Consider the following 20,559-nt stretch of genomic DNA (forward strand, 5'->3'; position numbering starts at 1 on the left):
CCGGGATTGAAAGCAGCGAGCGGGGGCAGGGAGAACAATCATGTTTATGAGCTTGTCCATCCAGCGCCGTGCGGGGCTGGTGCTTGCGGTCGTTGCTTTCGCGCTTGCGGGCCCGGCGCGGGCGGACGATCCGCCGCAGCCACGCAACGAGGCGTCAACGCCCGCCGGACAGAAGACTGGGCGCGGCGGCAATGCACAAAATGCGGCGCAGGCTTCGCCAGTGGCTTCCGATCGTCGCCTCCCTGATGACTCGACCACCAAACAGACCCTCGATCTGCCGGGCCGAACCCTCAACTTCGCCGCGACCGCCGGCTCGATCCGGGTCTTCAATGAGAAGCGCGAGCCGCTCGCCGACGTCGCCGTCACCTCTTACGAGCTCGACGGCGCCGACCGCGCCACGCGTCCGGTGACGTTCCTCTTCAACGGCGGGCCCGGCGCATCCTCGGCGTGGCTCCAGTTCGGCGCGGTCGGGCCATGGCGGCTGCCGCTTGACGGCGAGGGGCTGTCGCCGTCGGCCTCGCCCGAGGTGAAACCGAACGCGGAGACCTGGCTCGACTTCACTGATCTCGTCTTCATCGATCCTGTCGGTACCGGCTACAGCCGCGTCATCGCGAGCGATGAGGATGCGCGCAAGCGGTTCTACTCGGTCGACGGGGATGTCAACTCGATCGCGCTCGTCATTCGCCGTTGGCTCGAAAAGCACAACCGGCTGACCTCGCCGAAATATGTCGCGGGCGAAAGCTATGGCGGTATTCGCGGGCCGAAGGTCGTGCGTCAGTTGCAGATTCAGCATGGCGTGGGCGTCAGAGGCTTGATCCTGGTGTCACCGCTGCTCGATTTCCGCGAGTTCACCGGCACCAGCCTGCTGCAATATGTCGCGAGCTTGCCGAGCTACGTGGCGGTGGCGCGCGAAGCCAAGGGACCGGTCAAGCGCGCTGATCTCGCCGACGTGGAGGCCTATGCGCGCGGCGAGTTTCTGGCTGATCTCGTCAAGGGCGAGGCGGACAAGGAAGCCACCAATCGCCTCGCCGACAAGGTTGCCGAACTCACCGGCATCGACCAGGCAGTAAGCCGCAGGCTCGCCGGCCGCTTCGATGTCGGCGAATTCCGTCGCGAGCTCGATCGCAAGAACGGCATGGTGACCGGGCGCTATGACGGCTCGGTGCGTGGTCTCGATCCGTATCCGGATTCGGGCAGCTCGCGCTTTGGCGATCCTTCCGGCGATGCGCTTCAGGCGCCGCTGACGAGCGCCGCGGTCGATGTGCTCACGCAAAGACTCAACTGGCGGCCCGACGGCTCTTATGAAGTCCTCAATGGCTCCGTTGAGCACAACTGGGACTTCGGTGGCGGCATCAACCCACCGCAATCGCTGTCGGAGCTGCGCCAGATTCTCGCCACCGATGCGAAGCTGAACGTGCTGGTCGCGCACGGTCTGTTCGATCTCGCGACGCCCTATTTCGGCACGAAGCGGGCGCTCGACCAATTGCCGGCCTTCGTGACAGCGCGCGTGAAATTCGTCGTCTATCCCGGCGGTCACATGTTCTATTCGCGCGACGGCTCGCGGCAGGCGCTTCGCGGCGAGGTCGAGGCGCTGATCAGGGAGTAGGCCGTCGTTTCCGCGGCGGATAGCGCCGCGCGATCTCGCGCGCCACGACGCTTCCGGGTTTGAGGTTTGCTCCGCCAAGCCAGACGTCGCGGATCTTGCCGCGCTTGTCGCGATCGCGACGCACCGGCTCACCATGGCTGGAATAGCCGGCTGCCCAGACGAGCTTGCCGGTATCGCGGCCAGTGACCTCGATCTCGCCGGCGTCCATGAAGGGATTGTTGAACTGCGGGTTGGCGACCAGCACGCGATTGCCGGCCGGCACGAAGTCTGTCGCGCCCCAGATCGTCCACCAGCGGCCGGTCCAGTCGCGCACGCCTCGATCGGGTGCGCCACGTGTTTTGAAGACGCGCAGGATCTGCATCGCGCCGTCCATCCAGAACGGTGCGGCGCCGTCGATGGAATTGCTGAAAATGCTGATCGCGAGCTCGCATTCGGGAATTGAGCAGGTCCGCGAGATATAGCCCTGGAAGCCACCGCCGTGGCCGAACCAGTCCCATCCGTCGGTCTTGCCGGCGTTGACGCCGAGGCCGTAATAGGCCTCGAAGCTCTGCGGCACGCGCCAATGATGCCGTGTCATCTCGCGGCGGCTCGCGACCGACAGAACGCTTTTCTTCGCGTTGGGGGCAAGCTGGGCAAAGAATCGCGCGGTGTCCGCGGCGGTGGCAACGAAGCCCGCGGCTGACGCCAATGCATGGGCCGGATTGTCGCCCGGGATCACGCAGCGTTTGCCCAGCGGCAGCTTGCGTGTGTGGCCGCGCGCGAACAGCGCGCCCCTGGGAAGCGGCGTATTCGGCTCGGTCTCGCGAAGGCCCGCAGGCTCGATGAGCTCGCGCTTGATCCAGGCGGAGTAAGGCTCCTTCGTCACGGCTTCGATGAGGAGGCCCATCAGGGCAAAGCCGTGGTTGGAATATTTGAAACGCGTGCCTGGCTCGATCGCGGTCGGCTGCTTCAGCTCGTCGAGCAGCTCTTTGGCGTTGAGATAGGGGCGGCTGTCGATGAACTGGCCGGAATCGACGCCGTCCCGCGTCAGCCCGGCGCTGTGCGAGAGCACCTGCGCAATCGTCGTCTCGGCGACGCGCGGATGCAAACCGCCGACATACTGGCCGACGGGATCGTCGAGCCGGAGCTTGCGCTGCTCGCGCAGTTTCATGATGCCGGCCGAGGTAAAGCTCTTGGAGTGCGAAGCGATGCGGAAGCGATGGCGCGGGGTGAGCTTCTCGCCGGTATCGAGATTGGCAAGCCCAAATGCATGCTCGGCGACGACCTCGCCGCGATGGACGAAGGCAAGCAGGACGCCTGGCTGCTGGAAGGTCGCCTGTTGGAATTCGATCCAGGAGCCGATGTAGTCGATCGCGGATCGCAGCCACGTGTCCATTGCGCCACCGGTTTGTGAGGGAGGATGGGTGTGTGAAAGCTAGCCGAGAAAGCAGAACGGGCACAACCGGAAGGTTGTGCCCGTTCGCGTCCTCAGAAGATGCGATTTCTCAGTAGACGAGCGTCGCGCCGGTCGGCTTGTCGAGCGCGGCAGCCAGCGAGCGATATTCGGAGCTGTCGGTGCCGGCGAGCGAGGCGATCTTGTTCAGGTGATACTGCGCCTGTTCGCGGTTACCCTGCTCGAGCTGCCAGAGGCCGTAATACTGCCAGGTGCGGACGTGGTTCGGATCATCCTTCAGCGCGATCTCATAATAGACCTTCGACGACTGGTAGTCGCCGAGCTTGCGATAGGAGTAGCCGATCAGGTTGGCGACGTCGGCGACGTCGTCACGCTTGAGCTGCTTCAGTTGCCCGATCGCATCCGTATAGTCGTGCTTGTCGTAGATCGTGGTGTACGCGGTCCGGTACGCCGCGAGGAATTTCGGATCGCTGACGGAAGAGCTCTTCTTCTTGCCCTTCTTGGTCGATGTATCGGACTTCGGCGGCGAGGAGGGCTCGTCACTGCCGGCGGCATAGGCGCTGGTCAGAGCCGGTCCGGCCGCCAAGCTCATGGCGACAAGTCCCGGCACAAGAAGCGTTGCGAGTCTGCGCATCTAAGTTCTCCCGAATGGAACGTGGCGATCCTACACGATTGCCTAAAGACCGGAACACCCGGGCGGCAAAAACATTCCCTGCCGCCTCTGGGCGGTTCGGCGGCCGCAAGATGACAAACTTGTCATCCAGATGAACGGAAGCCTGCTACGCGCTTCAGAACGGGTTCAGCGCGCGCCGTCTAGGCTCTCCCCCATGATCGAAGAGTTGGCGAGAGGGCGCCGCCTCAAGATCCTTCCAAGAGGAGACCACCATGTTGAAGACCATTTCCGCAGCCTTGCTCGCAGCTTCCGTCATCGCCGCTCCGGCCTTCGCCAAGGATGCAGCGAAGGATGCCGCCAAGACCACCGCGACTGCCCCGGTGATCAAGGCGGACCAGACCCAGAGCAAGGTCTCGACCCCCGCTGCCAAGCCCGACGCCGGCGTCAAGGCCGATGCCAAGACGGCTGACAAGACTGCCGACATCAAGTCGCCTGCCAAGGTCGATACCAAGACCAAGGCGATGAACGCCAACGCCGCGGTCACGCCGGACGAGCACAAGACCGTGCGGACGCATCGTCATCACCACAAGCATCTGTCGGTCAAGAAGTCGCTGAAGACGCAGTCGGGCCTCACCAAGCCGGTGACGACCGAGAAGCGCAGCTAACAACTGACCCCAGCGAGGCGGCGTCCCTGGCATTGCCCCGTCGTCTCGCGCGGAGTTCAGGCCCGGCCCGTTCGTCATGCTTCGCGTCATAGCGCGAGGTGCTGACGGCGGGTCGGTGCGCCGTTTGCGGAAGCGAATTCCCTTTGTGCAACCTTGGGGCTAGAACGTCTGCCGAACCGACTGACTGGAGAACTTGATCCCTTGGGGCAATTGGCGAAACGCGCGATGGTCCTGTTGCTGCCTCTGGCGCTCGCGGCCTGTTTTGGCGATGGTGACCGTCCGTCCCTGATGGAAGGGGCCCAGGCCGGCGGCCCGCAGCCGTTTCCCGACAATTTTCGCGCCGACGCACTCGCTCTGATTCACGCCTATCTCAACAATCCGGTCGGCGTGCGCGACGCCAGCATGGCGGATCCGGTGCTGCGTGAGATCGGTGGACGGCAATTCTACATCAGCTGCCTGCACTTCACGCCGCGGGAGACTGACGGCAGCTACAAGGCCATGCGCGAGCGCGCCGTCGTCTATGTCAATGGCAGGGCCGACCGTGTCGTCGATCGCGCCAGCGAGCTCTGCGCCGGCGCGGTTTACGCACCCTTTCCAGAACTGGAAAAGATGACGCGGTAGCGCAAAGCCCGCCTTCATCGCGGACTGCTAGATCAAGAGCAGCCGGAGCTGCTGGATCACATTTTGGCGAGCTTTGAACGAGGCGAGTATGCCTTGCGACAAATCGTTACGGCAAGTTTTGCGCGAACGAAAATCGGTCGCGGCAAGCGGACGTGACGGAACAAAATCGCGATGTTGCCGCCGCGTCACAGTAACGAACGATCAACGTTCCGGCATCGCCGCGAAGCAACCAAATTCAAGCCACGTTGTTTCCCGAGGGTCGAATTTGAAAGAACGGGGATGATCATGAAGAGGTTTTTGCTGGGCGCAGCAGCTCTGCTGGCGCTAGCCGCACCGGCGGCCGCGGCAGACATGCAGCCGCGCCCCTACACCAAGGCTCCGGCCTACACGCCGCCGCAGGTGATCTACAACTGGACCGGCTTCTATATTGGAGGCCATGTCGGCGGCGCCTTCGCAGGCGACACCACCTTCCAGTCGAGCGACGCCCGCTTCCTGGGTGGCGTGCAGGGCGGCTTCGACTACCAGTTTGCGCCCAATTGGGTGGTGGGTATCGAGGCCCAATATTCCTGGCTGCCGACCAACAACAGGGGCGTCACGTTCCCGCTCGGGACGCAGGTGACATCGAACACGGACCAGATCGGGTCGGTGACCGGCCGCCTCGGCTACACCTGGGGCCCGGCCCTGCTTTATGCCAAGGGCGGCTACGCCTGGCGCAATGGCGGCCTCGGCGTCAACGTCGCCGGCGTGCCGCAGCCCTTCACCGCCAGCGGCAACAGCAAGGACGGCTACACCGTCGGCACCGGCCTCGAATACATGTTCGCGCCGAACTGGTCGGCCAAGGCGGAGTACCAGTATTACAATTTCGGTAGCACGACGATCACCTCAGGTCCGGCCGACGTCGTCGGCGTCCGCGGCCGGGACGACGAGCATACCGTCAAGGTCGGTGTGAACTACCGCTTCGGCTGGGGTGGCCCGGCCTCGCGCTACTGAGCCGCCCGGAGCGACCACGATCCGACAAAGGCCGGCTTTCCGCCGGCCTTTTGTTTGTCGGCGCCTGTTGTTTTCATTGTGTGAACCATCTGGCGCGTCATTTGCAAGCCAACGGTCTTGCGGGCGCATTCTCTCGCGTGTCACGGGCATCGGGTAAAGCAAAAATAATTTTTGCGACTTACGGAACTCGTGCTCCGGTACGCGGATTATGGCAATAACCGGGCTGGTGGGATGACGAACATGCGTATCTTGGCGTCGGTGGTGGTCGTCGCGTGCTTCGCCGCGCTCCCCTGCGCTGCCCAAACAATCCTCAAATCCGAGCCTCTGATGTTGGCACCTTACGAGGTCGCCTTCGTGAAAGACGCCTCCTGTCCCTCCGGCAAGGTGCTGAAGGTTACCGGAGCAATCCGCGGGCTGCATCGCCGCAAGGCTTGCGTGTCGCTCGCCGGTGAGCAGGCATCGCTGGCGATCGCGACACCCTGAAGTGCGCTTTGCACCGAAGCACGTCTTAGCCGGAGCTCACGAACTGAGCTGAAGCTCCATCCTGGATTCCCGCTCGGCGTCCGCCTTGTTCTTGGCGGGATCCTCGCCTTGGGCGGCCCGGCAGGATTTGATCTCGTAGTCGTTGTCGAGCACCCGGCGCGGACCGTGCCGCTCGTCGTCGGTCCCGACGTCCACGACCAGCCCGCTCCGTTGCGCGAGCTTCCAGACGTCGGCTTCATCAGGATAGGCCTTGCTGATCTGGCTGTCGTTGCAGAACAGGGCGTAGGGCATGCTTCCCGCTCCCGGAAAACGCGTTAACGGCTTACGGGCGCGGCCGGTTCCTGAGCGATCACGGGCCCGTGATCGGCTATGGGTACTTGGATGCAAGGCGGGACCTGAGTCCTTAACGAGTCCTGAATCCTCCAAAAAAGAAACCTTGGGACTCGTTTGGCGGAATCAGCGGATGTTTCCGGCCATGACGACCGACCTCAAAACCTGCTGTGGGCACCTGCTCCTGCCACTGACGCTGGCACTGATCGGCGCCTGTGCAGCCAATCTTTGGCTGGTGTGGTCCTGGTTGTAGGGGACGGTCCGATCCTACTTGCGAGCCGTCGGGGGCGCGTCGGTATCGCGGATGGCGGCGCGGAGCTTGGTCAGTGTCGCCACACAATATTCCTCGCGTTCGCGCTCGAACCGCTCCTGATGCTTCCTGAAATCGGCGATGCGGGTCTGCATCTCGCTGCGGAAGTCGCTACCCATTCGCGGTGCGGGGGTGAGCAGGGGCTGGGGCGCCGGGTTGATCGGCGGGGGCGGATCGGCCTGCGCCTGTTCAAGCGTCACGGTCGTGGCCCGGACGGAGACGATCTCCGTTGCCAGGACCGGAGCAGCTGCAGCGGTATCCGGCTGACGGAAATCGTCCTTCTTGCCGGCAACCGATTGCACGAAGGCCAGCGTCTGCGCGATCAGAGCGTCGCGCTCCCTGATCCACTTCATGATCCACCACCCTGTTTGACCTATTCCACCAAAGCCGGGGCACCGAATCAAGAAGGTTGACCGGGGGTTGCATATTTTTCCCAGTCGCCTGACATTAGCCGGATGGATTCCAGGGCCGACCCGTCGGGCGAAGTGCAGGGCTTGCGCCTTGTGCGCGCCTTCCTGTCGCTGCCGCCCGAGAAGCGGGCGGAGGTGATTGCGTTCGTCGAGGATCTGGTGCGTGCCCATGTCCGACCAGATGACTGCGGGGAGGCCTCCCCGGATCACTAGCGCTGGCGCGGATGCCCGTTCGCTAGCCCGCGGAACGCCTTGAAAGAAGGCTCAAGCTTACGCAGGGCTTACGGCCAGGCTCTATTCGGTATTTTTCCGTAACCTTATTCACGACCCTTATTATCAAATGTTAATTTCCTCCGGTTCCAATGCGGCCGCCGGGGCAGTTCCGGTGTAGGAACCGGGTATTTGAAGGCGGCTGCGAATGAGCTTTTTGAATAATTTGAAGATCGTGTTGAAGGTTGCGCTGATCGTGACCGTGATGGGCTGTGCCCTGGTTGCGGTTGCGGCCTTTGGCATTCGCGAGTTGTCGGCGACGGTCGACGGCTTCAGCGAAGTCACAGCGATGCAGTCGGCTGCCCTCAACCTCGTACGCGCCCAGCGCCGCGTCGAGACCTATCACGCTGCGCTCTATGCGGTACTCACCGAGACGACCGAGGCGGGCAACGCCAATCGCCTCAGAATCGCGAGCCAGAACCGCAATGAAGTCGGCCAATATATGACCGCTGCGGAACGGGATGACCCGGCACGTGCGGCCGAAACGCGGAGCGTCGGCGAGCAGCTGAAGGCCGCCTTTGCGGGCTGCGATCCGGTGCTCCAGGCTGGCGCGGCGGCAAGCACCCCTGAGGACAATGTCAAGGCCGCGGATCGTGCCCACAAGGAGTGTGACCCGCTGATCGATGCGGCCCTCGAGCGCGTGGCCAAGTTCACGTACACGACCAAGGCCGTGAACCAGCGCAAGGAAGCCATTGAGGCCGACGCCAAATCCGCGACCTGGACTGTGATGAGTGTCAGCGCCGGCGGCCTGATCATTGGCATTGCGATTGCGCTCTTCATCGGCCTCGTGGCGATGTCGAAGCCGATTGCCCGTCTCAAGGCCGCCATGGAGGGCTTGGCGCGCAACGACCTCCAGACGGAAGTGCCCGACAAGGACCGCCGCGACGAGATCGGCGAGATGGCCAAGACCGTCGAGGTGTTCAAGACCAACGCGATCGAGGTCGAGCGCCTCAAGGCCGCGCAGGTGGAAGCGGAGCAACAGGCCGCCGAGCAGCGCCGCCGTGACATGTTCAACCTCGCCGATGGCTTCGAGCGCGCGGTCGGCGAGATCATCGATACCGTCGGATCCGCTTCCACCGAGCTCGAAGCCTCGTCCTCGACACTCGCTACGACGGCGCAGCGCGCCCAGGAGTTGACCTCGGTGGTCGCGGTCGCCTCGGGCGAGGCCACGGGCAACGTTCAATCGGTTGCGACCGCCACGGAGGAGTTGTCGTCCTCGGTCAACGAGATCAGCCGGCAGGTGCAGGAATCCGCGCGGATGGCGAGCGAAGCTGTCAACCAGGCGCGCACCACCACCGAACGCGTCAGCGAGCTCTCGATCGCAGCCACGCGCATCGGCGACGTCGTCGAGCTGATCAACACCATTGCCGGCCAGACTAACCTGTTGGCGCTGAACGCCACCATCGAGGCGGCACGGGCAGGCGAGGCCGGCCGCGGCTTTGCCGTCGTCGCCTCCGAGGTGAAAACGCTCGCCGAGCAGACCGCGAAGGCGACCGGCGAGATCAGCCAGCAGATCTCCGGCATCCAGACCGCCACCCAGGACTCGGTGATGGCGATCCGCGATATCTCCGCAACCATCGAGCGGCTGTCTGAAGTGTCCTCGACCATTGCCGCCGCCGTCGAGGAGCAGGGCGCCGCGACCCAGGAGATCTCGCGCAACGTTCAGCAGGCCGCTCACGGCACCCAGCAGGTCTCGGCCAACATCACCGACGTGCAGCGCGGCGCCGCTGAGACCGGTTCGGCCTCCTCGCAGGTGCTCTCGACCGCGAAGATGCTGGCGACGGACAGCACCCGCCTGAAGGACGAAGTCGGCAAATTCCTGCAGACGGTGCGCGCGGCCTGAGCCCGCGCGAGCACGGCCCGGCGGCCCCGCGCCGCCGGCAAGTCGCATATCTATTGCAGCAGGAACGCCATCGCGATCGCGAACAGGAAGAGTGTTGCGACGACGGCCGTGACGGCTCCGAATATGATTTTGGCGTTTTCTCGGCTGGTGTAGGAAGGCATGCGGTGCGCATGCTACCTCATTCAGACTGTTGATCCAATCTGTGGTCGCTCGCCGTCCCCGCGCTTTTCCTGCGAAGAACATCCACATCATAGGTAGCTGAAGCCACCCTGAAGCGGTCAGGTGGCGAGCCGTGCCTGGAAGAATTTCGTGACCCGATCAATCGCATCCCGAGTCATCGGGTCAGTGTCCGAGAAATCAAAGCCGTGGGCTCTGCCGGGATATGGCACGAATTCGGTGTCGGCGCCGGCCAACTTGCCGAGCGCAACCAGCTGCCGGCCTTCCTCGATCGGGATGTTCTTGTCGGCCTCGCCGTGCAGTACGATCAGCGGCGGCAGGTGCTTGATCTTCGTGGCCATGGCGCGAGGCATGCCGCCATAGAGCACAGCGAGGGCTGCGATGCGCATGTCACGCGCGGCCGCTTCGGCGGCGATGTAGCTGCCGAGCGAGAAGCCGAGGAGGCCGATGCGTCCCGAACTGTCGGGTCGGCCGAGGACATCAGTCACGGTGGCGGCGACCGTGTCGGCCCAGCCCTCGAACCGTTTCGTTTCATAGGCCTCACGTGTCTCGTGTGAGGTCGATGTCAACGCAACCATGTCGGCTGGCGCCATGTAGCTGAGAAAATAGGTGTCGATGCCCCGCGCCGTCAGCGCATCGGCGTAACGCTCGTAAGCGCGCGGTTTGATCTCGACCCCGTGGGCGCCGTGCAGCGCGATTACGGCAGGACGTCTCTCTGATCCGGCCGCCGCATAGCGCGACACGGAGAGGCTGTCCCCGCCGGAGGCGATCTTAAACTCTTCGCTGGGAGCGCCATGCGCGGGGATCGGCAACAGAAGGGTGGCAAGGCCGGTCAGGGCCGTTCGTCGGGTGATCATCAGCGAACTTGCTCGCGGGAGATTTTGGTTTGATATCTCGCCCCTATAGTATGCTTGCGACGGAATCTTGACGCGAGTCCCATCCGATGATCTTCCATCGTCCCGCTGTGCTCGCCCATGAGCGGTTCGTTGCCGACCGTGACAATTTTGCAGGTCTCGACCTCGCCGCGCGTTTTGAGAGGATCGAGCGGACCAATTTGTGGGGAGCTGCGACGTCGGTCTCGGGCTTGGGATCGGAAGATCCTGCCACCGCGGCGATCCGCGAGGCGCTGCCCGGCCTGCTGCATCGGCTGGGCGCCCGTTCACTGCTCGATGCGCCTTGCGGCGATGCCGGCTGGATCGGCAGCATGCAGCTCGATGTCGACTATATCGGCATTGATATCGTGCCATCGCTGATCGCAGCCAACGGCGCCCGCGTCGCGCGAGGCGAACTGCGCGGCCGTTTTCTCGTCGCCGACATCACGCGCGATTCCCTGCCGCGCTGCGAGCTAATCCTGTGCCGCGACTGTCTCGTGCATCTGAGCTTTCAGAACATCGCGCGCGCTATATCCTGCTTTCGCGCCAGCGGCGCGCAATTCCTGCTGGTCACGACCTTTCCGGAATGGGACGATAACAGCGATTGCGAGGACGGCGATTGGCGGGCGCTCAACATGACGAAGCCGCCGTTCGGCTGGCCGCCGCCGCGCGAATTGATCAACGAGCGCTGTGGCGAGGGCGGTGGCGGCTGGCGCGACAAGAGCCTCGGACTCTGGCGGCTGGATGAGTTGCCCGCTAGCTGAGCGCGCCTGACGCCCGGCCATCATCGCCGCGGCTTAAGCGGACATCGAAGCAATGAATGCAAGGAGTGGAGTCTATGATCGACGCCAGATGCAGCTGCGGCGCGCTTGCGCTGTCGCTTCCGGGACCGACCAACCTGGTCGCGGCCTGTCACTGTCTCGAATGCCAGCGGAGGACCGGCGCGCCGTTCGGTGTTGGTGCTTTCTATCCGGTCGATGCGGTCAAGATCTCAGGAGCGCCGAAGGAATATGTTCGCGCCGGCGAGAGCGGCGGCAGGGTCCGGTGCTATTTTTGTTCCGATTGCGGCTCGACGGTCTTTTGGAAGCCGGACAAATTACCGTCGATGATAGGCGTTGCCGTTGGTGCAATCGCTGACCCCAATTTCCCGGCGCCGATCAAATCGGTATTCGAGCGGTCGAAGCATGCATGGGTCAATATCGACGGCACGGACGTCGAGCATCTGCAGCACGGCAGCCTAACGAAGACTTCGAGCTGAGGGATGCGCATCGCGCGCTGGTGCCGGCTGAGGGGATTGAACCCCCGACCTTCGGTTTACAAAACCGCTGCTCTACCGCTGAGCTAAGCCGGCGACGCCTTGAGAAAGGCAGGCGGGGGGCCGGCATGCGCCGGGCTGCGCGCCCGCGCGTGGCAATACCAGACTTGATCGGAAAGTGCCAGAACCGAGCGCGGTCCCGCGGGCACGAACCAGGCGGCTCTGGGCCGCCTGTCCGCTGCCTGAACGGCTTGGCTTACTGGCAGATATGCCGGCGGCCGTCGTCACCCTTGAACCAGGTGCCGGGCGTGCAGACGAACCCGTTGCGCTGGGCATAGGTGCGGTGATCCCAGCCGCGATTGTCGAAAGAATTATCGTAGGCGTAGGAGTTGTCCATGGCGCGGAACGGGGTGGTCGCAATCGCGCCGGCGGTCCCGATCGCGGCGCCCGCGACATCGCCCGCAACGTCGGTCGGCCAGAAGCCGGTGTGAGTCCTGTTCCAGTCGCCATTGCTCTGTCGATAGCTCACCCGGTGATGGCGATATCCGTGGCGTCCGAGATTCTGGCAGGAGGGATCAGTGGATTGCACCGAGCAGCGCTCGGGATTGGTGACGACCGATTGCGCCATCGCGGAGCCGGTCACCATGGTTGCTGCAATCGCCGTCGCGCCGAGGAGTTTCGTGATCGTCATTAGTCGTCTCCCTTCGAATTGACGGGGAGCTAAATGTCGTGCCGCGGCGGTCGTTCCGACGCAGCAGGCTGATTTTCCGCAAACGTCGGTCAAACGCACGTGAGTGAATGGAACAAGGTCTGCCGCCGTTAACACTTCGCTAGTGCGCGTCGCAGCATTTGAGCAGCGCGAGATCCTTACGCGTTAGGCTTACCTGAATTTGGTCAACTGTCCTTAACCCTCTCTGCGTCGCGATCGGATAGTTTGCGGGCCGGATAACCGGGGCTCTTCCATGCGCGCATCTGCGCTCGCAATCTTTCTGATCGGACTGCCCGCGACGGCCTTTGCCGGCGGCGGCTTCGATCTCGTCGTGCCGGGCCGTCCCGGCGTGCCCATCATCATCAACAACATCGATGCGTCCTACGCCGTGGTCGAAGGCGTCTGGGGCCTTGGCAAGAACGTCCAGGTGCAGCCCACGATCTATGGCGGGGTGTACGTCCCGGAACGGCAGCCCTCCGATGTCGGCCATTATTATCCGAGCCTGGGCCTGCAGCCCGGCTACGGCCGCCTCGAGGTCGAGCCGCCGGCGAATCGCAAATTGCCGAAGCCGGCGGAGAGCTACCACCAGAGCTGGGGCGCATCGTCCGCGCCGCTGCCGCCGCAAATGGATGTGCCGGTCAACCCACCGCCGGTGATCCTGGCGCCCGAGATCAACGACTATCCGCGACCACCACGGCCACGGCCGCGTACAGGAATTCCCGGCAGGCCGCCGGGTTAAGAAACGTCGGAATCCAACAAGACGGAAATCAACAGGAGAGAGTAATGCGTCAGATGATTTCGGGACTGGTCGCGGCGGCTGCCGTGATGTTTGCGGGCGCTGCGCCCGCGATGGCCTGCGGCTTCAGCCCGTGCCAGCCGGTTGCGCCGGTCTATTCCGGCTGCAACACCGGTTGCGGTGGTTATGGCTACGGCGCTGCTTACGGTTATGGCTATGACCGCCTCGCCGCGCCGACCTCGCAGTACTACTACGTCAACCAGGGTCCGACCTACACCGGTCCGGGCGCCTTCGCGCCGTATCCGACCTACCAGGAAGACGCGGTCGTCGCCCCCGCCAATTATGGCTACGGCTACGGCTATCGCGCGGCTGCCGTCGAAGCGCCGGCTGCCTATCCCTATCGCCGCCCGTACTACCGTCCGTATCGCTACGGCTACGGCCCGCGCTACGGCTATCTGCCGCGCCCGCATTACGGCTATGGCCCGCGCTATGGCTACGCCCATCGCTATCAGCCGTACTATGGCGGCCATCGCGTGCTGCGCCGCTATTACTGATCTCTGATCGGCTGAGCCAAACAAGCGCCCGTTCGCTTGATGCGGACGGGCGCTTTGCTTTGTCTCGAAAACAACCCCATGCACAGTAGCCGGGGACAGCGAAATCAAACACTTGAAACGCAACGAACTCGCGACGCGCGATCATCGCCCATGGGCGCGCTGCTCGAGCTCGATCTTTCAGAAAATCCGAAATAAACTTGTCCCGTCGGGCAAAACAGATGTATTATGGCATCGTCGGGATGTGCGCCTGGCGCTTCATCAAGCCAAGCCTGACAGCACCGACATAGAGCGAGAGCACCGCGGCATTCGAGACGTTGAGGCTCTTGATCTCCCCGGGCATGTCGAGCCGCGCCACCACGCTGCAGGTCTCGCGCGTCAATTGCCTGAGGCCCTTGCCTTCGGCGCCGAGCACCAGGGCCAGCGGCTCGCGCAACGTCACGTTCGAGAGATCCTCGCTGCCCTCGCTGTCGAGACCGACGGTCTGGAAGCCGCGCTCGTTCAGGGCGGTCAGCGCGCGCGCGAGGTTTTGCACTGTGACCATGGGCACCAGCTCCAGCGCGCCGGAGGCGGCCTTGGCCAGCACGCCGGTTGCTTCCGGACTGTGACGCGCGGTGGTCACGATCGCCTTCACCGCGAACGCCGCGGCCGAGCGCAGGATGGCGCCGACATTGTGCGGATCGGTGATCTGGTCGAGCACCAGCACCATGCCTTCCTGCTTCAAGGTCTCGATGTCGGGCGAGGGCAGGGGATCGGCCTCGGCGAGCAGCCCTTGATGCACGGCGTCGGGCGAGAGCAGGCGGTCGATCTCCTGGGGACGGACGATCTCGGGCGTGATCGGGCTCGCGATGTTTTCATCGGCCAGGCGCCGCGCGGCGTTCTCGGTCAGCGTCAGCTTGCGGATCCGCCGTTGCGGGTTGGCGAGCGCCATGGTGACGGTGTGCCAGCCATAGAGGATGACGGGGCCGTCGGGGTGCGAATCGCGTTCGCGCCAGGCCGGCCGGCCAGCCGATTTTCCTGTTCTGTTGAAGGGCTTAGCCCCGCCGCGGGGCCCCCTCGGAGCAAATTTTTTGTCCTTCATGGGCTCGCTTGTGTCACGGGTGCCGGAATATGGCAATTTGGGTGGCTCCAAGGGCGATTTTAGCTGTTCGCCTCGGTTGACTTTGCCCCACCGCTTCGCCCATAAACGCGCCCGGTCGCGCCCCCATCCGGGCTGTCGCGGCCTTCACGTTCCATGGCCGTCTTCGGTCCGCCGGCAAGGTCCGGCCCGATTGTGCTGCCGTCGAGCGGGGGAGTGTCCCGAGTGGCAAAGGGAGCTGACTGTAAATCAGCCGCCTCATGGCTTCGCAGGTTCGAGTCCTGCCTCCCCCACCAGCCTTCGCTCGCTTCGCGAGCTACGGCTGGGCAGGCCAGCACAAGTGCTCGTGGCGCGAAGCGAGCGAAGGCTGCCGCGCCGTAGCCCGACAGGGCGCAGGCGGGCTGTCTTGAACAGCTAGACTACCCCCTCATCTCCCTGACCATCGGCACCACCTTCCGCCCGTAGAGCTCGATGCTCTTCATCAGCTCTCGTGCGGCAGCGGTGCCGCCGAGTATTCAATTGAAACCGCGCAAGGCCGAATGTCTTGGCCGGCTTGTGGTGCTGTCGCGCAGCAGACTCTCGATCCACTCCCGGCAGAGCCGGCGATCGCCTCGATGATTTTCTCACGACTACCTAAGGTAGCGATAATGGCAGTCTGCACGCATGTTGATCACCGGCTGCAGCCCGACATTCATTACACTGGAAATAGTGGGCCATGTGTGAGCTAGCCGACACGCACTGATGTCCGGCGCTCCTAACATTCCGGACGGTCAACACGCGGAGTGACGATACGAGAGAGGTTATCAGTCATGCCAACCAGAGAGCAGCTCGCCCACATTAGCCCCGTCGATGGCGACGGCGCATCTATCGTTCAGAACGACGACGGCTCGGTCACGACATCCTGGCCTGACGGTACCGTCCGCGTCGACGAATCCGACGGAAGGGCAATGGTCACCTTCCCTGACTTCGCGGTTCTCAATATCGAGACCGACGGAACCATGACCCTCAACGACGTCAATGGCAATCCGCTGGACGTTACTACGGGAGAGCCGCTGTCCGGCTCATCCGACGATCCTCCCACACCACCGCCGACGACAGTCGAAGAGCTCAGCGAAGTCCTCGAGGGGGTGAGTGCAATTCGCGACCTGGCAGCAGCCAAAGGCATCCTGCGCGCATTCGGGGTCGCCGCCGTGGTCGACAAGCAATATGGCGCGCTGTTCGAGCTTGCGTCCGCTTTCGGCGAGTCGCTCAAGGGCGAACTGTCGCCAACCAGCTGGTTCATCCAGCCGGTGAAGATGCTGCTCGCGGTGATCAAAGCCCTCCAGACGGAAGAGCGCGGAGCGGCCATGCGGTCATGGTGCTACACCGTGGCCTATGACGCGATGGCCATGGGGGTCCCTCCGGAGCCGAATTTTTCCGGCAGCCTCCAGGGCGCTGACCAGGACGCGTTGGACAAGCAGTGGTGGGATGACGCCCGCAAGCAGGCCCAGGACCAGCTCGCTGACGGGAAGGCCGGGACCGCCCTTCGCAACCGGGTGACGCTGCTGATTGCCAAATGCAGCGGAGATCCAGCGACCGCGGTCACCGAATTGTGGGCAGCAGCGTGCAAGCAATCGGGTGACGACGGTAACGCCGGACTGCTCGCCGCTTATCCCAATCTGTCCTGGCCGCAACCGACCGGCGCCTGACCGGATTGCCGTGCAGTAAATGCCGAGCCGTCACGCACGCACTTATTTTCGTCGACTCATATTTCATAGGAGCTTGATATGGCCGATTTTATTTCCGGCGTCGGACCGCTGTTTGGCCCCGATTTCGTTGTGGTCACGGTCAACGATGAGACAGGAACGAGATTTGATGTGCAGGTCTATCCTGATGCGCACAATCCCGAGCTGAGGCAAGCCGGGTTGCCCACCCAGTACTACTTCCAGCCCGCCCAGGTCTTCCTGGCGCGCAAGCAGAGCTCGCCGCAAGACTTTGATTTCGAGATGACTCTGTTCAAAGGTCTGGGTTCGGAGGAAGCCAACATAACCCCCGAGGAGCTCGCCGGCGCCTCAACCGAGATGGGCGGTGGCTTTTGCACGTTCTCTACCACCTTCGCGATCCCGCCGAGCGTGATCGAAGGTGTCATCGCCAAACTCAAGACCCGCGAGCACCCCGCGCCGATCCCGCGGTTGGGTCGCTTTTTCAATCATCAATCGGGTGACCCCGACCCCGGGCTGGGCATCGTGCCCATCACCAACAGCACCGTGGTGTGCGCGGTGCAAGACCCCAGCGTCACCGGCGGCAAGATCCTGATGACCGCTCAGTACAGCCAGAAGGGCAGCATCGAGCAACACGGCATAAGCACGTTTCTCATCTCCTGCAATCTGTTCGCCGCGGGTGAGATCGCCTCAGCGCTCAAGGCAGGCGCCTCGCCGCCATTCACCGTCACCAACGTCCTCAAGGAGGCGTTCTATGTCAACGCCGTGACGGTCGAGGTCAATGTCGACGTCGACAAGGTCTATGACTCGTTCTCCTTCGCGGTCCAGGCGGGCGGCTTCCTCGGCATCGACGAAATTTCCGCCAGCGCGGCCTGGTCCTCGTGTCTCACCTCAGGAGGTGTCACAACGCACATTACCCAGAACGGATCCGTTCTCGATGCCTCCACGGCAAAGTGGGTCAACGAGAATGTCGACGCCATGAAGAAGACCGCGATGGATCTGGTCAAGCAGGAGATCTTCGACTGGGACCCGTCCAAGGCCGACTCCAAGGCCACGACGTCGGGGCGCGGCTGGTTCAGCGAAGTCTTCGGCGGTGCTGCGGTGTCACTGAAGTCTGATCATGAGCGACGCGGTGTGCATTTCCAACAGACGCTGATCCTCGACGAGACCATCTCGGTCGAAACCGCAGTGACGGGAGACCTCAACGACCTGCTGCCGGCGGTGCGCGCCAACCTCAACAAGTACCTGTTCGTCATTGATATCGGCGAATTCTTCAAGAAAGTTCAGGTGGTCGGCACCTGCGCGGTGAACTTTGGCGAAAAGCTGCCGGATGGTACCGACCTGCGGGACCCGCTCGTCGCTGTTGAGCTCGAGGCCGGTTATCCCGACTTTTCCAGTCCGGTCGAGAACGGGCAACCCAATCTGCGGATGCTGAACCAGGGCCAGCACTATGTTCAGGGACAAAGCGTCCCCAAAGGGCCTGTTTCGCCGGCGATCTGGAAGGCCGAGAACAGCAGCGATTTCGTGAACTATTCTTTCCTGCGTCTGGACAACCCGGTGCAAGGTTGGCCGAAGGACCAAGTCAAACTGCGTCGCAAACTTGTCTTCGATGGACTTGACCCCCGGGTGAACCTTTCCCCGGCGATCGCCCCGCACGATCCCGCCATAGCCGAGATCGAAGAGCTCACCACCGATCATGGACCGATTCTCACCGCTGCGGCAGTCGGATATGTGTTCGTGCGGTTTGCGGTTACGCCGCTCAAGCTTCCGCCGAACGTAAGCGTCACGATCACGCCGAAGATCGGCAACGATACCTACCCGGAGATCGTGGTGACGAAGGCGAACGTGACCAACGCCATCTGGGAGGTGTTCTCGGACAAATACGTCCAGGAGACCAAATTTACGTACACGATGACGGTCGAGGTCGATGGTCCCAATTTCACCGATGACCCGGTGATCTACTCGACGCCCGAGCCTGTTTCGGTTGCGATCCCACAAGGACACATCAAGTACTTCCCGCAGCTGAAGACGCCGTTGCCGAGCGCGCCCGCTGACAAGAAGGCCCTTATCGACGCCTATGTGAAAGCGGCCCAAACCGCACCTGCGTGACGGGTTCTGCCCCGTGCATGGCGCGTCGTGCCTGCGCTGTCGTCAGCTTGGGAGGATGCCGTGGAAGAAGAGATCAACATAGCCTTCGACATGTTCCTGGCCGCAAGGCAGGCGCCATGGATCGTAAGGCGCAACGGCATCGCACTAGCTGATGCGGGTGGCATAAAATTGCCGGCGGGGGCATTGGATCTGCCGCGGCTGGACGAGGTGTTTCCGGCTAATCTGCTGTCGGCGGACAGGCAGAGAGGCTGGTTCTTGCCGGATTTCAAGCTGGTCGACGCGGACCCGGCGTTTCGCTTTGATGTGGTTCAGCAAGCAGGCGAAGTCACCCCCGACGGCAAGCCGGTCAATCAGGCGACGCTGGCACTTTCGTTCCGGACCGAAATTCCCGCCAACGTCAAACATGTGCTGACGACGCCGGACGCCCCGGCGAGCGTGACGATCGTGCCCGACCCGCATCCCATCGCGACTCTGTCGGTGCCGGTCACGGCTCAGGATGGCTCGGTGCACCCGCTGATAACGCAAGGCGCGGTGACGCCTCAATCCGACGGCACCTACCTGGCGACATTTGCTCTGTCACAGGGCGCCGTAGAGGCGGCCTACGAGCGGCTGACCGATCTCGGCGGCGCGACGCTCGAACTGTCAATGAACTACAGCGCCTGGCAAACGGTGTTCGCCTTCATTCCCGACGTCGGGTTTCCGCATCCGACCCCATTGTTCCATGGCTGGCACTTCCAGGCATTCGGCGACGGAACCTCGCCAGTGCTCGAGCAGCTCAATGTCTTCCCCGGCGGCTATCATTTTTTTCCGGTGACGGCGAGCTATCCTCCATCCCCGCCAACGCGGTCACTGCCGCTGGGTCTGTCCTTCGCTACCGATGCCTATCGCGCACGGTTCAGGATCACGACGCGAGACGGCCACGCCCGGCCCATCATCGATGCTGGCGATCTCAGCGAATTCGCCACCGTCCGTTCGGAATATCGCGAGCTCACCTCGCTGGGAGATGTTCAGGCCCAATATCCGTCGCTTCGGCGGCTCTATTTTGGCCAGGTCAGCGGCACCGTCGTCGCGCTGCCGATGAACTACGGTATCGTGCACGGAGCCACGGGCCTTGCCGCCAAATGCGATTCCATCATCGATCCATCCAGCAATCTCACCGGCAGCCGCTTCCACTTCACCTTCACCGTTGCTCCGGTGGTGGACCCAATTGATTGGGCGAGGCTCGCGGCCGCGCTGCCGGGTGCGCCCGAGGCTGCAGGGCGCGGCTTGCGGTTGACCTTGCCGGATGGACTGGACCCGCGCCATCCGGCAATGCTCAATGGATTTCCTTCGGCGACAGCAGCGTTCGCGGACGGAATCACGCCGCACACCGTTAGAGTCTCGGTCGACATCGCCGATGACCATGCCACGCCTGCACTCACGAATGTCAGCCTCTTCCTGGCTGAACTCGAAACGGTCGGGGAGGCACCCCTGTTCGCGAACATGGCCGTACGTCTCGATGACGTTTTCGGCCAGCCGGTTCAGACCCAGGCGACGCTGAACCTGCACCAGACTGCCGGGTCCGACGATCTCAGCTCCGTTATCATGCCCGGATCGCCGCCCACTGCAGTGGTCACCAACAAGGGTCCGTTCGATCTAACCCTGCAGCGATTTGCGCTGTTACCCCAGCTTGGTATCACCGCACTCAACGACAAGGTCCTTGCGGCGGGCCTGTCGACCACGTTGAGCGCAGACGCAACTGGCGCCACCAGCGGCCAACGCACCGTCACCGTCACCCACGATTTCGTCGACGAGCCCACCCTGACCATCACCAACACTACGATCGCGTGAGGCGATCC

21 protein-coding genes and 2 tRNA genes are annotated in these 20,559 nt (G+C 63.3%); 15 read left to right on the plus strand and 8 right to left on the minus strand.

The genetic code is table 11. The features are described from left to right. The first annotated feature begins 40 nt into the window (after nt 1-40). Nucleotides 41-1,606: a S10 family peptidase gene (locus XH98_RS20115; protein ID WP_442868611.1), complete on the plus strand. Its 1,566-nt coding sequence runs from the start codon at nt 41-43 to the stop codon at nt 1,604-1,606. Here XH98_RS20115 and XH98_RS20120 read toward each other — a convergent pair. Continuing rightward, the gene (locus XH98_RS20120; protein ID WP_271619671.1) at nt 1,596-2,981 is read right to left on the minus strand and encodes a serine hydrolase domain-containing protein; all 1,386 of its coding nucleotides are present in this window, start codon (nt 2,979-2,981) and stop codon (nt 1,596-1,598) included. The genes XH98_RS20115 and XH98_RS20120 overlap by 11 nt on opposite strands. Nucleotides 2,982-3,090: 109 nt before the next feature. Next, a complete protein-coding gene (locus XH98_RS20125) occupies nt 3,091-3,633 on the minus strand; it encodes a tetratricopeptide repeat protein (RefSeq protein ID WP_220002551.1) in 543 nt (180 codons plus the stop codon). 251 nt (nt 3,634-3,884) lie between these two features. On the opposite strand from XH98_RS20125, the gene XH98_RS20130 reads away from it, so the two are divergent. The 4 genes from XH98_RS20130 (at nt 3,885) to XH98_RS20145 (ending at nt 6,371) form a co-directional block, all read left to right on the plus strand. After that, a complete protein-coding gene (locus XH98_RS20130; RefSeq protein ID WP_271619672.1) occupies nt 3,885-4,277 on the plus strand; it encodes a His-rich protein BRANT in 393 nt (130 codons plus the stop codon). A 225-nt stretch (nt 4,278-4,502) separates the two neighbouring features. Continuing rightward, a complete protein-coding gene (locus tag XH98_RS20135) occupies nt 4,503-4,898 on the plus strand; it encodes a hypothetical protein (protein ID WP_271619673.1) in 396 nt (131 codons plus the stop codon). Between the two features lie 285 nt (nt 4,899-5,183). Then, nucleotides 5,184-5,888: an outer membrane protein gene (locus XH98_RS20140; protein ID WP_220002548.1), complete on the plus strand. Its 705-nt coding sequence runs from the start codon at nt 5,184-5,186 to the stop codon at nt 5,886-5,888. Nucleotides 5,889-6,128: 240 nt separating this feature from the next. Further along, nucleotides 6,129-6,371: a DUF6719 family protein gene (locus XH98_RS20145; RefSeq protein ID WP_057745935.1), complete on the plus strand. Its 243-nt coding sequence runs from the start codon at nt 6,129-6,131 to the stop codon at nt 6,369-6,371. Nucleotides 6,372-6,407: 36 nt separating this feature from the next. On the opposite strand, the gene XH98_RS20150 is transcribed toward XH98_RS20145, so the two are convergent. Together XH98_RS20150 and XH98_RS20155 are read right to left on the minus strand one after the other, a co-directional pair. After that, on the minus strand, nt 6,408-6,662 hold the full coding sequence (locus XH98_RS20150) for a hypothetical protein (RefSeq protein ID WP_220002546.1): 255 nt from the start codon (nt 6,660-6,662) through the stop codon (nt 6,408-6,410). A gap of 306 nt (nt 6,663-6,968) precedes the next feature. Continuing rightward, nucleotides 6,969-7,364 carry a hypothetical protein gene (locus XH98_RS20155; RefSeq protein ID WP_271599250.1) on the minus strand — a complete coding sequence of 132 codons (396 nt, stop codon included), beginning with the start codon at nt 7,362-7,364 and terminating at the stop codon, nt 6,969-6,971. Between the two features lie 102 nt (nt 7,365-7,466). Between XH98_RS20155 and XH98_RS20160 the strand changes: the two genes are divergently transcribed. Both XH98_RS20160 and XH98_RS20165 read left to right on the plus strand, forming a co-directional pair. Beyond that, on the plus strand, nt 7,467-7,634 hold the full coding sequence (locus XH98_RS20160) for a hypothetical protein (RefSeq protein ID WP_220002544.1): 168 nt from the start codon (nt 7,467-7,469) through the stop codon (nt 7,632-7,634). 205 nt (nt 7,635-7,839) lie between these two features. Continuing rightward, complete coding sequence (locus XH98_RS20165) at nt 7,840-9,534, plus strand: methyl-accepting chemotaxis protein (RefSeq protein ID WP_271619674.1); 1,695 nt, start codon at nt 7,840-7,842, stop codon at nt 9,532-9,534. Between the two features lie 278 nt (nt 9,535-9,812). Here XH98_RS20165 and XH98_RS20170 read toward each other — a convergent pair whose 3' ends face one another. Further along, nucleotides 9,813-10,568 (minus strand): dienelactone hydrolase family protein, encoded by a 756-nt coding sequence (locus XH98_RS20170; RefSeq protein WP_271619675.1) that lies wholly within the window; start codon nt 10,566-10,568, stop codon nt 9,813-9,815. A gap of 86 nt (nt 10,569-10,654) precedes the next feature. Here XH98_RS20170 and XH98_RS20175 point away from each other — a divergent pair, with 86 nt between their 5' ends. Both XH98_RS20175 and XH98_RS20180 read left to right on the plus strand, forming a co-directional pair. Then, nucleotides 10,655-11,347, plus strand: coding sequence for a class I SAM-dependent methyltransferase (locus tag XH98_RS20175; RefSeq protein ID WP_271619676.1), 693 nt, complete (start codon nt 10,655-10,657; stop codon nt 11,345-11,347). A 74-nt stretch (nt 11,348-11,421) separates the two neighbouring features. Beyond that, nucleotides 11,422-11,841 (plus strand): GFA family protein, encoded by a 420-nt coding sequence (locus tag XH98_RS20180; protein WP_271599255.1) that lies wholly within the window; start codon nt 11,422-11,424, stop codon nt 11,839-11,841. Between the two features lie 18 nt (nt 11,842-11,859). Here XH98_RS20180 and XH98_RS20185 read toward each other — a convergent pair. Then, a tRNA-Thr gene (locus tag XH98_RS20185) sits at nt 11,860-11,934 on the minus strand. 160 nt (nt 11,935-12,094) lie between these two features. Next, complete coding sequence (locus tag XH98_RS20190; protein ID WP_271619677.1) at nt 12,095-12,529, minus strand: hypothetical protein; 435 nt, start codon at nt 12,527-12,529, stop codon at nt 12,095-12,097. Between the two features lie 271 nt (nt 12,530-12,800). Between XH98_RS20190 and XH98_RS20195 the strand changes: the two genes are divergently transcribed. Together XH98_RS20195 and XH98_RS20200 are read left to right on the plus strand one after the other, a co-directional pair. After that, nucleotides 12,801-13,286 (plus strand): hypothetical protein, encoded by a 486-nt coding sequence (locus tag XH98_RS20195; protein WP_271619678.1) that lies wholly within the window; start codon nt 12,801-12,803, stop codon nt 13,284-13,286. A 44-nt stretch (nt 13,287-13,330) separates the two neighbouring features. Beyond that, entirely contained in the window at nt 13,331-13,837 is a 507-nt protein-coding gene (locus tag XH98_RS20200) for a hypothetical protein (RefSeq protein ID WP_271599285.1), read from the plus strand. 223 nt (nt 13,838-14,060) lie between these two features. On the opposite strand, the gene rlmB is transcribed toward XH98_RS20200, so the two are convergent. Next, complete coding sequence (gene rlmB / locus XH98_RS20205; RefSeq protein ID WP_271619679.1) at nt 14,061-14,915, minus strand: 23S rRNA (guanosine(2251)-2'-O)-methyltransferase RlmB; 855 nt, start codon at nt 14,913-14,915, stop codon at nt 14,061-14,063. A gap of 207 nt (nt 14,916-15,122) precedes the next feature. Between rlmB and XH98_RS20210 the strand changes: the two genes are divergently transcribed. The 4 genes from XH98_RS20210 to XH98_RS20225 all read left to right on the plus strand — a co-directional run bounded on the left by XH98_RS20210 (nt 15,123) and on the right by XH98_RS20225 (nt 20,551). Then, nucleotides 15,123-15,208: transfer RNA gene (locus XH98_RS20210), tRNA-Tyr, on the plus strand. Nucleotides 15,209-15,721: 513 nt separating this feature from the next. After that, nucleotides 15,722-16,600, plus strand: coding sequence for a hypothetical protein (locus XH98_RS20215; protein WP_271599287.1), 879 nt, complete (start codon nt 15,722-15,724; stop codon nt 16,598-16,600). A gap of 78 nt (nt 16,601-16,678) precedes the next feature. Beyond that, nucleotides 16,679-18,721 (plus strand): hypothetical protein, encoded by a 2,043-nt coding sequence (locus tag XH98_RS20220; RefSeq protein ID WP_271599288.1) that lies wholly within the window; start codon nt 16,679-16,681, stop codon nt 18,719-18,721. 60 nt (nt 18,722-18,781) lie between these two features. Then, nucleotides 18,782-20,551 carry a hypothetical protein gene (locus XH98_RS20225; RefSeq protein ID WP_271619680.1) on the plus strand — a complete coding sequence of 590 codons (1,770 nt, stop codon included), beginning with the start codon at nt 18,782-18,784 and terminating at the stop codon, nt 20,549-20,551. The last annotated feature ends 8 nt before the right edge of the window (nt 20,552-20,559 follow it).

This window comes from Bradyrhizobium sp. CCBAU 51745 (assembly GCF_028128715.1).
In the GTDB taxonomy this organism is placed as follows: Bacteria; Pseudomonadota; Alphaproteobacteria; order Rhizobiales; family Xanthobacteraceae; genus Bradyrhizobium; species Bradyrhizobium manausense.

What these genes read in the sequence shown, in the direction of transcription:
- XH98_RS20115 (WP_442868611.1), top strand. Translation starts at nt 41, where the DNA reads ATGTTTATGAGCTTGTCCATCCAGCGCCGTGCGGGGCTGGTGCTTGCG.
- XH98_RS20120 (WP_271619671.1), bottom strand. Translation starts at nt 2,981, where the DNA reads ATGGACACGTGGCTGCGATCCGCGATCGACTACATCGGCTCCTGGATC.
- XH98_RS20125 (WP_220002551.1), bottom strand. Translation starts at nt 3,633, where the DNA reads ATGCGCAGACTCGCAACGCTTCTTGTGCCGGGACTTGTCGCCATGAGC.
- XH98_RS20130 (WP_271619672.1), top strand. Translation starts at nt 3,885, where the DNA reads ATGTTGAAGACCATTTCCGCAGCCTTGCTCGCAGCTTCCGTCATCGCC.
- XH98_RS20135 (WP_271619673.1), top strand. Translation starts at nt 4,503, where the DNA reads ATGGTCCTGTTGCTGCCTCTGGCGCTCGCGGCCTGTTTTGGCGATGGT.
- XH98_RS20140 (WP_220002548.1), top strand. Translation starts at nt 5,184, where the DNA reads ATGAAGAGGTTTTTGCTGGGCGCAGCAGCTCTGCTGGCGCTAGCCGCA.
- XH98_RS20145 (WP_057745935.1), top strand. Translation starts at nt 6,129, where the DNA reads ATGCGTATCTTGGCGTCGGTGGTGGTCGTCGCGTGCTTCGCCGCGCTC.
- XH98_RS20150 (WP_220002546.1), bottom strand. Translation starts at nt 6,662, where the DNA reads ATGCCCTACGCCCTGTTCTGCAACGACAGCCAGATCAGCAAGGCCTAT.
- XH98_RS20155 (WP_271599250.1), bottom strand. Translation starts at nt 7,364, where the DNA reads ATGAAGTGGATCAGGGAGCGCGACGCTCTGATCGCGCAGACGCTGGCC.
- XH98_RS20160 (WP_220002544.1), top strand. Translation starts at nt 7,467, where the DNA reads ATGGATTCCAGGGCCGACCCGTCGGGCGAAGTGCAGGGCTTGCGCCTT.
- XH98_RS20165 (WP_271619674.1), top strand. Translation starts at nt 7,840, where the DNA reads ATGAGCTTTTTGAATAATTTGAAGATCGTGTTGAAGGTTGCGCTGATC.
- XH98_RS20170 (WP_271619675.1), bottom strand. Translation starts at nt 10,568, where the DNA reads ATGATCACCCGACGAACGGCCCTGACCGGCCTTGCCACCCTTCTGTTG.
- XH98_RS20175 (WP_271619676.1), top strand. Translation starts at nt 10,655, where the DNA reads ATGATCTTCCATCGTCCCGCTGTGCTCGCCCATGAGCGGTTCGTTGCC.
- XH98_RS20180 (WP_271599255.1), top strand. Translation starts at nt 11,422, where the DNA reads ATGATCGACGCCAGATGCAGCTGCGGCGCGCTTGCGCTGTCGCTTCCG.
- XH98_RS20190 (WP_271619677.1), bottom strand. Translation starts at nt 12,529, where the DNA reads ATGACGATCACGAAACTCCTCGGCGCGACGGCGATTGCAGCAACCATG.
- XH98_RS20195 (WP_271619678.1), top strand. Translation starts at nt 12,801, where the DNA reads ATGCGCGCATCTGCGCTCGCAATCTTTCTGATCGGACTGCCCGCGACG.
- XH98_RS20200 (WP_271599285.1), top strand. Translation starts at nt 13,331, where the DNA reads ATGCGTCAGATGATTTCGGGACTGGTCGCGGCGGCTGCCGTGATGTTT.
- rlmB (WP_271619679.1), bottom strand. Translation starts at nt 14,915, where the DNA reads ATGAAGGACAAAAAATTTGCTCCGAGGGGGCCCCGCGGCGGGGCTAAG.
- XH98_RS20215 (WP_271599287.1), top strand. Translation starts at nt 15,722, where the DNA reads ATGCCAACCAGAGAGCAGCTCGCCCACATTAGCCCCGTCGATGGCGAC.
- XH98_RS20220 (WP_271599288.1), top strand. Translation starts at nt 16,679, where the DNA reads ATGGCCGATTTTATTTCCGGCGTCGGACCGCTGTTTGGCCCCGATTTC.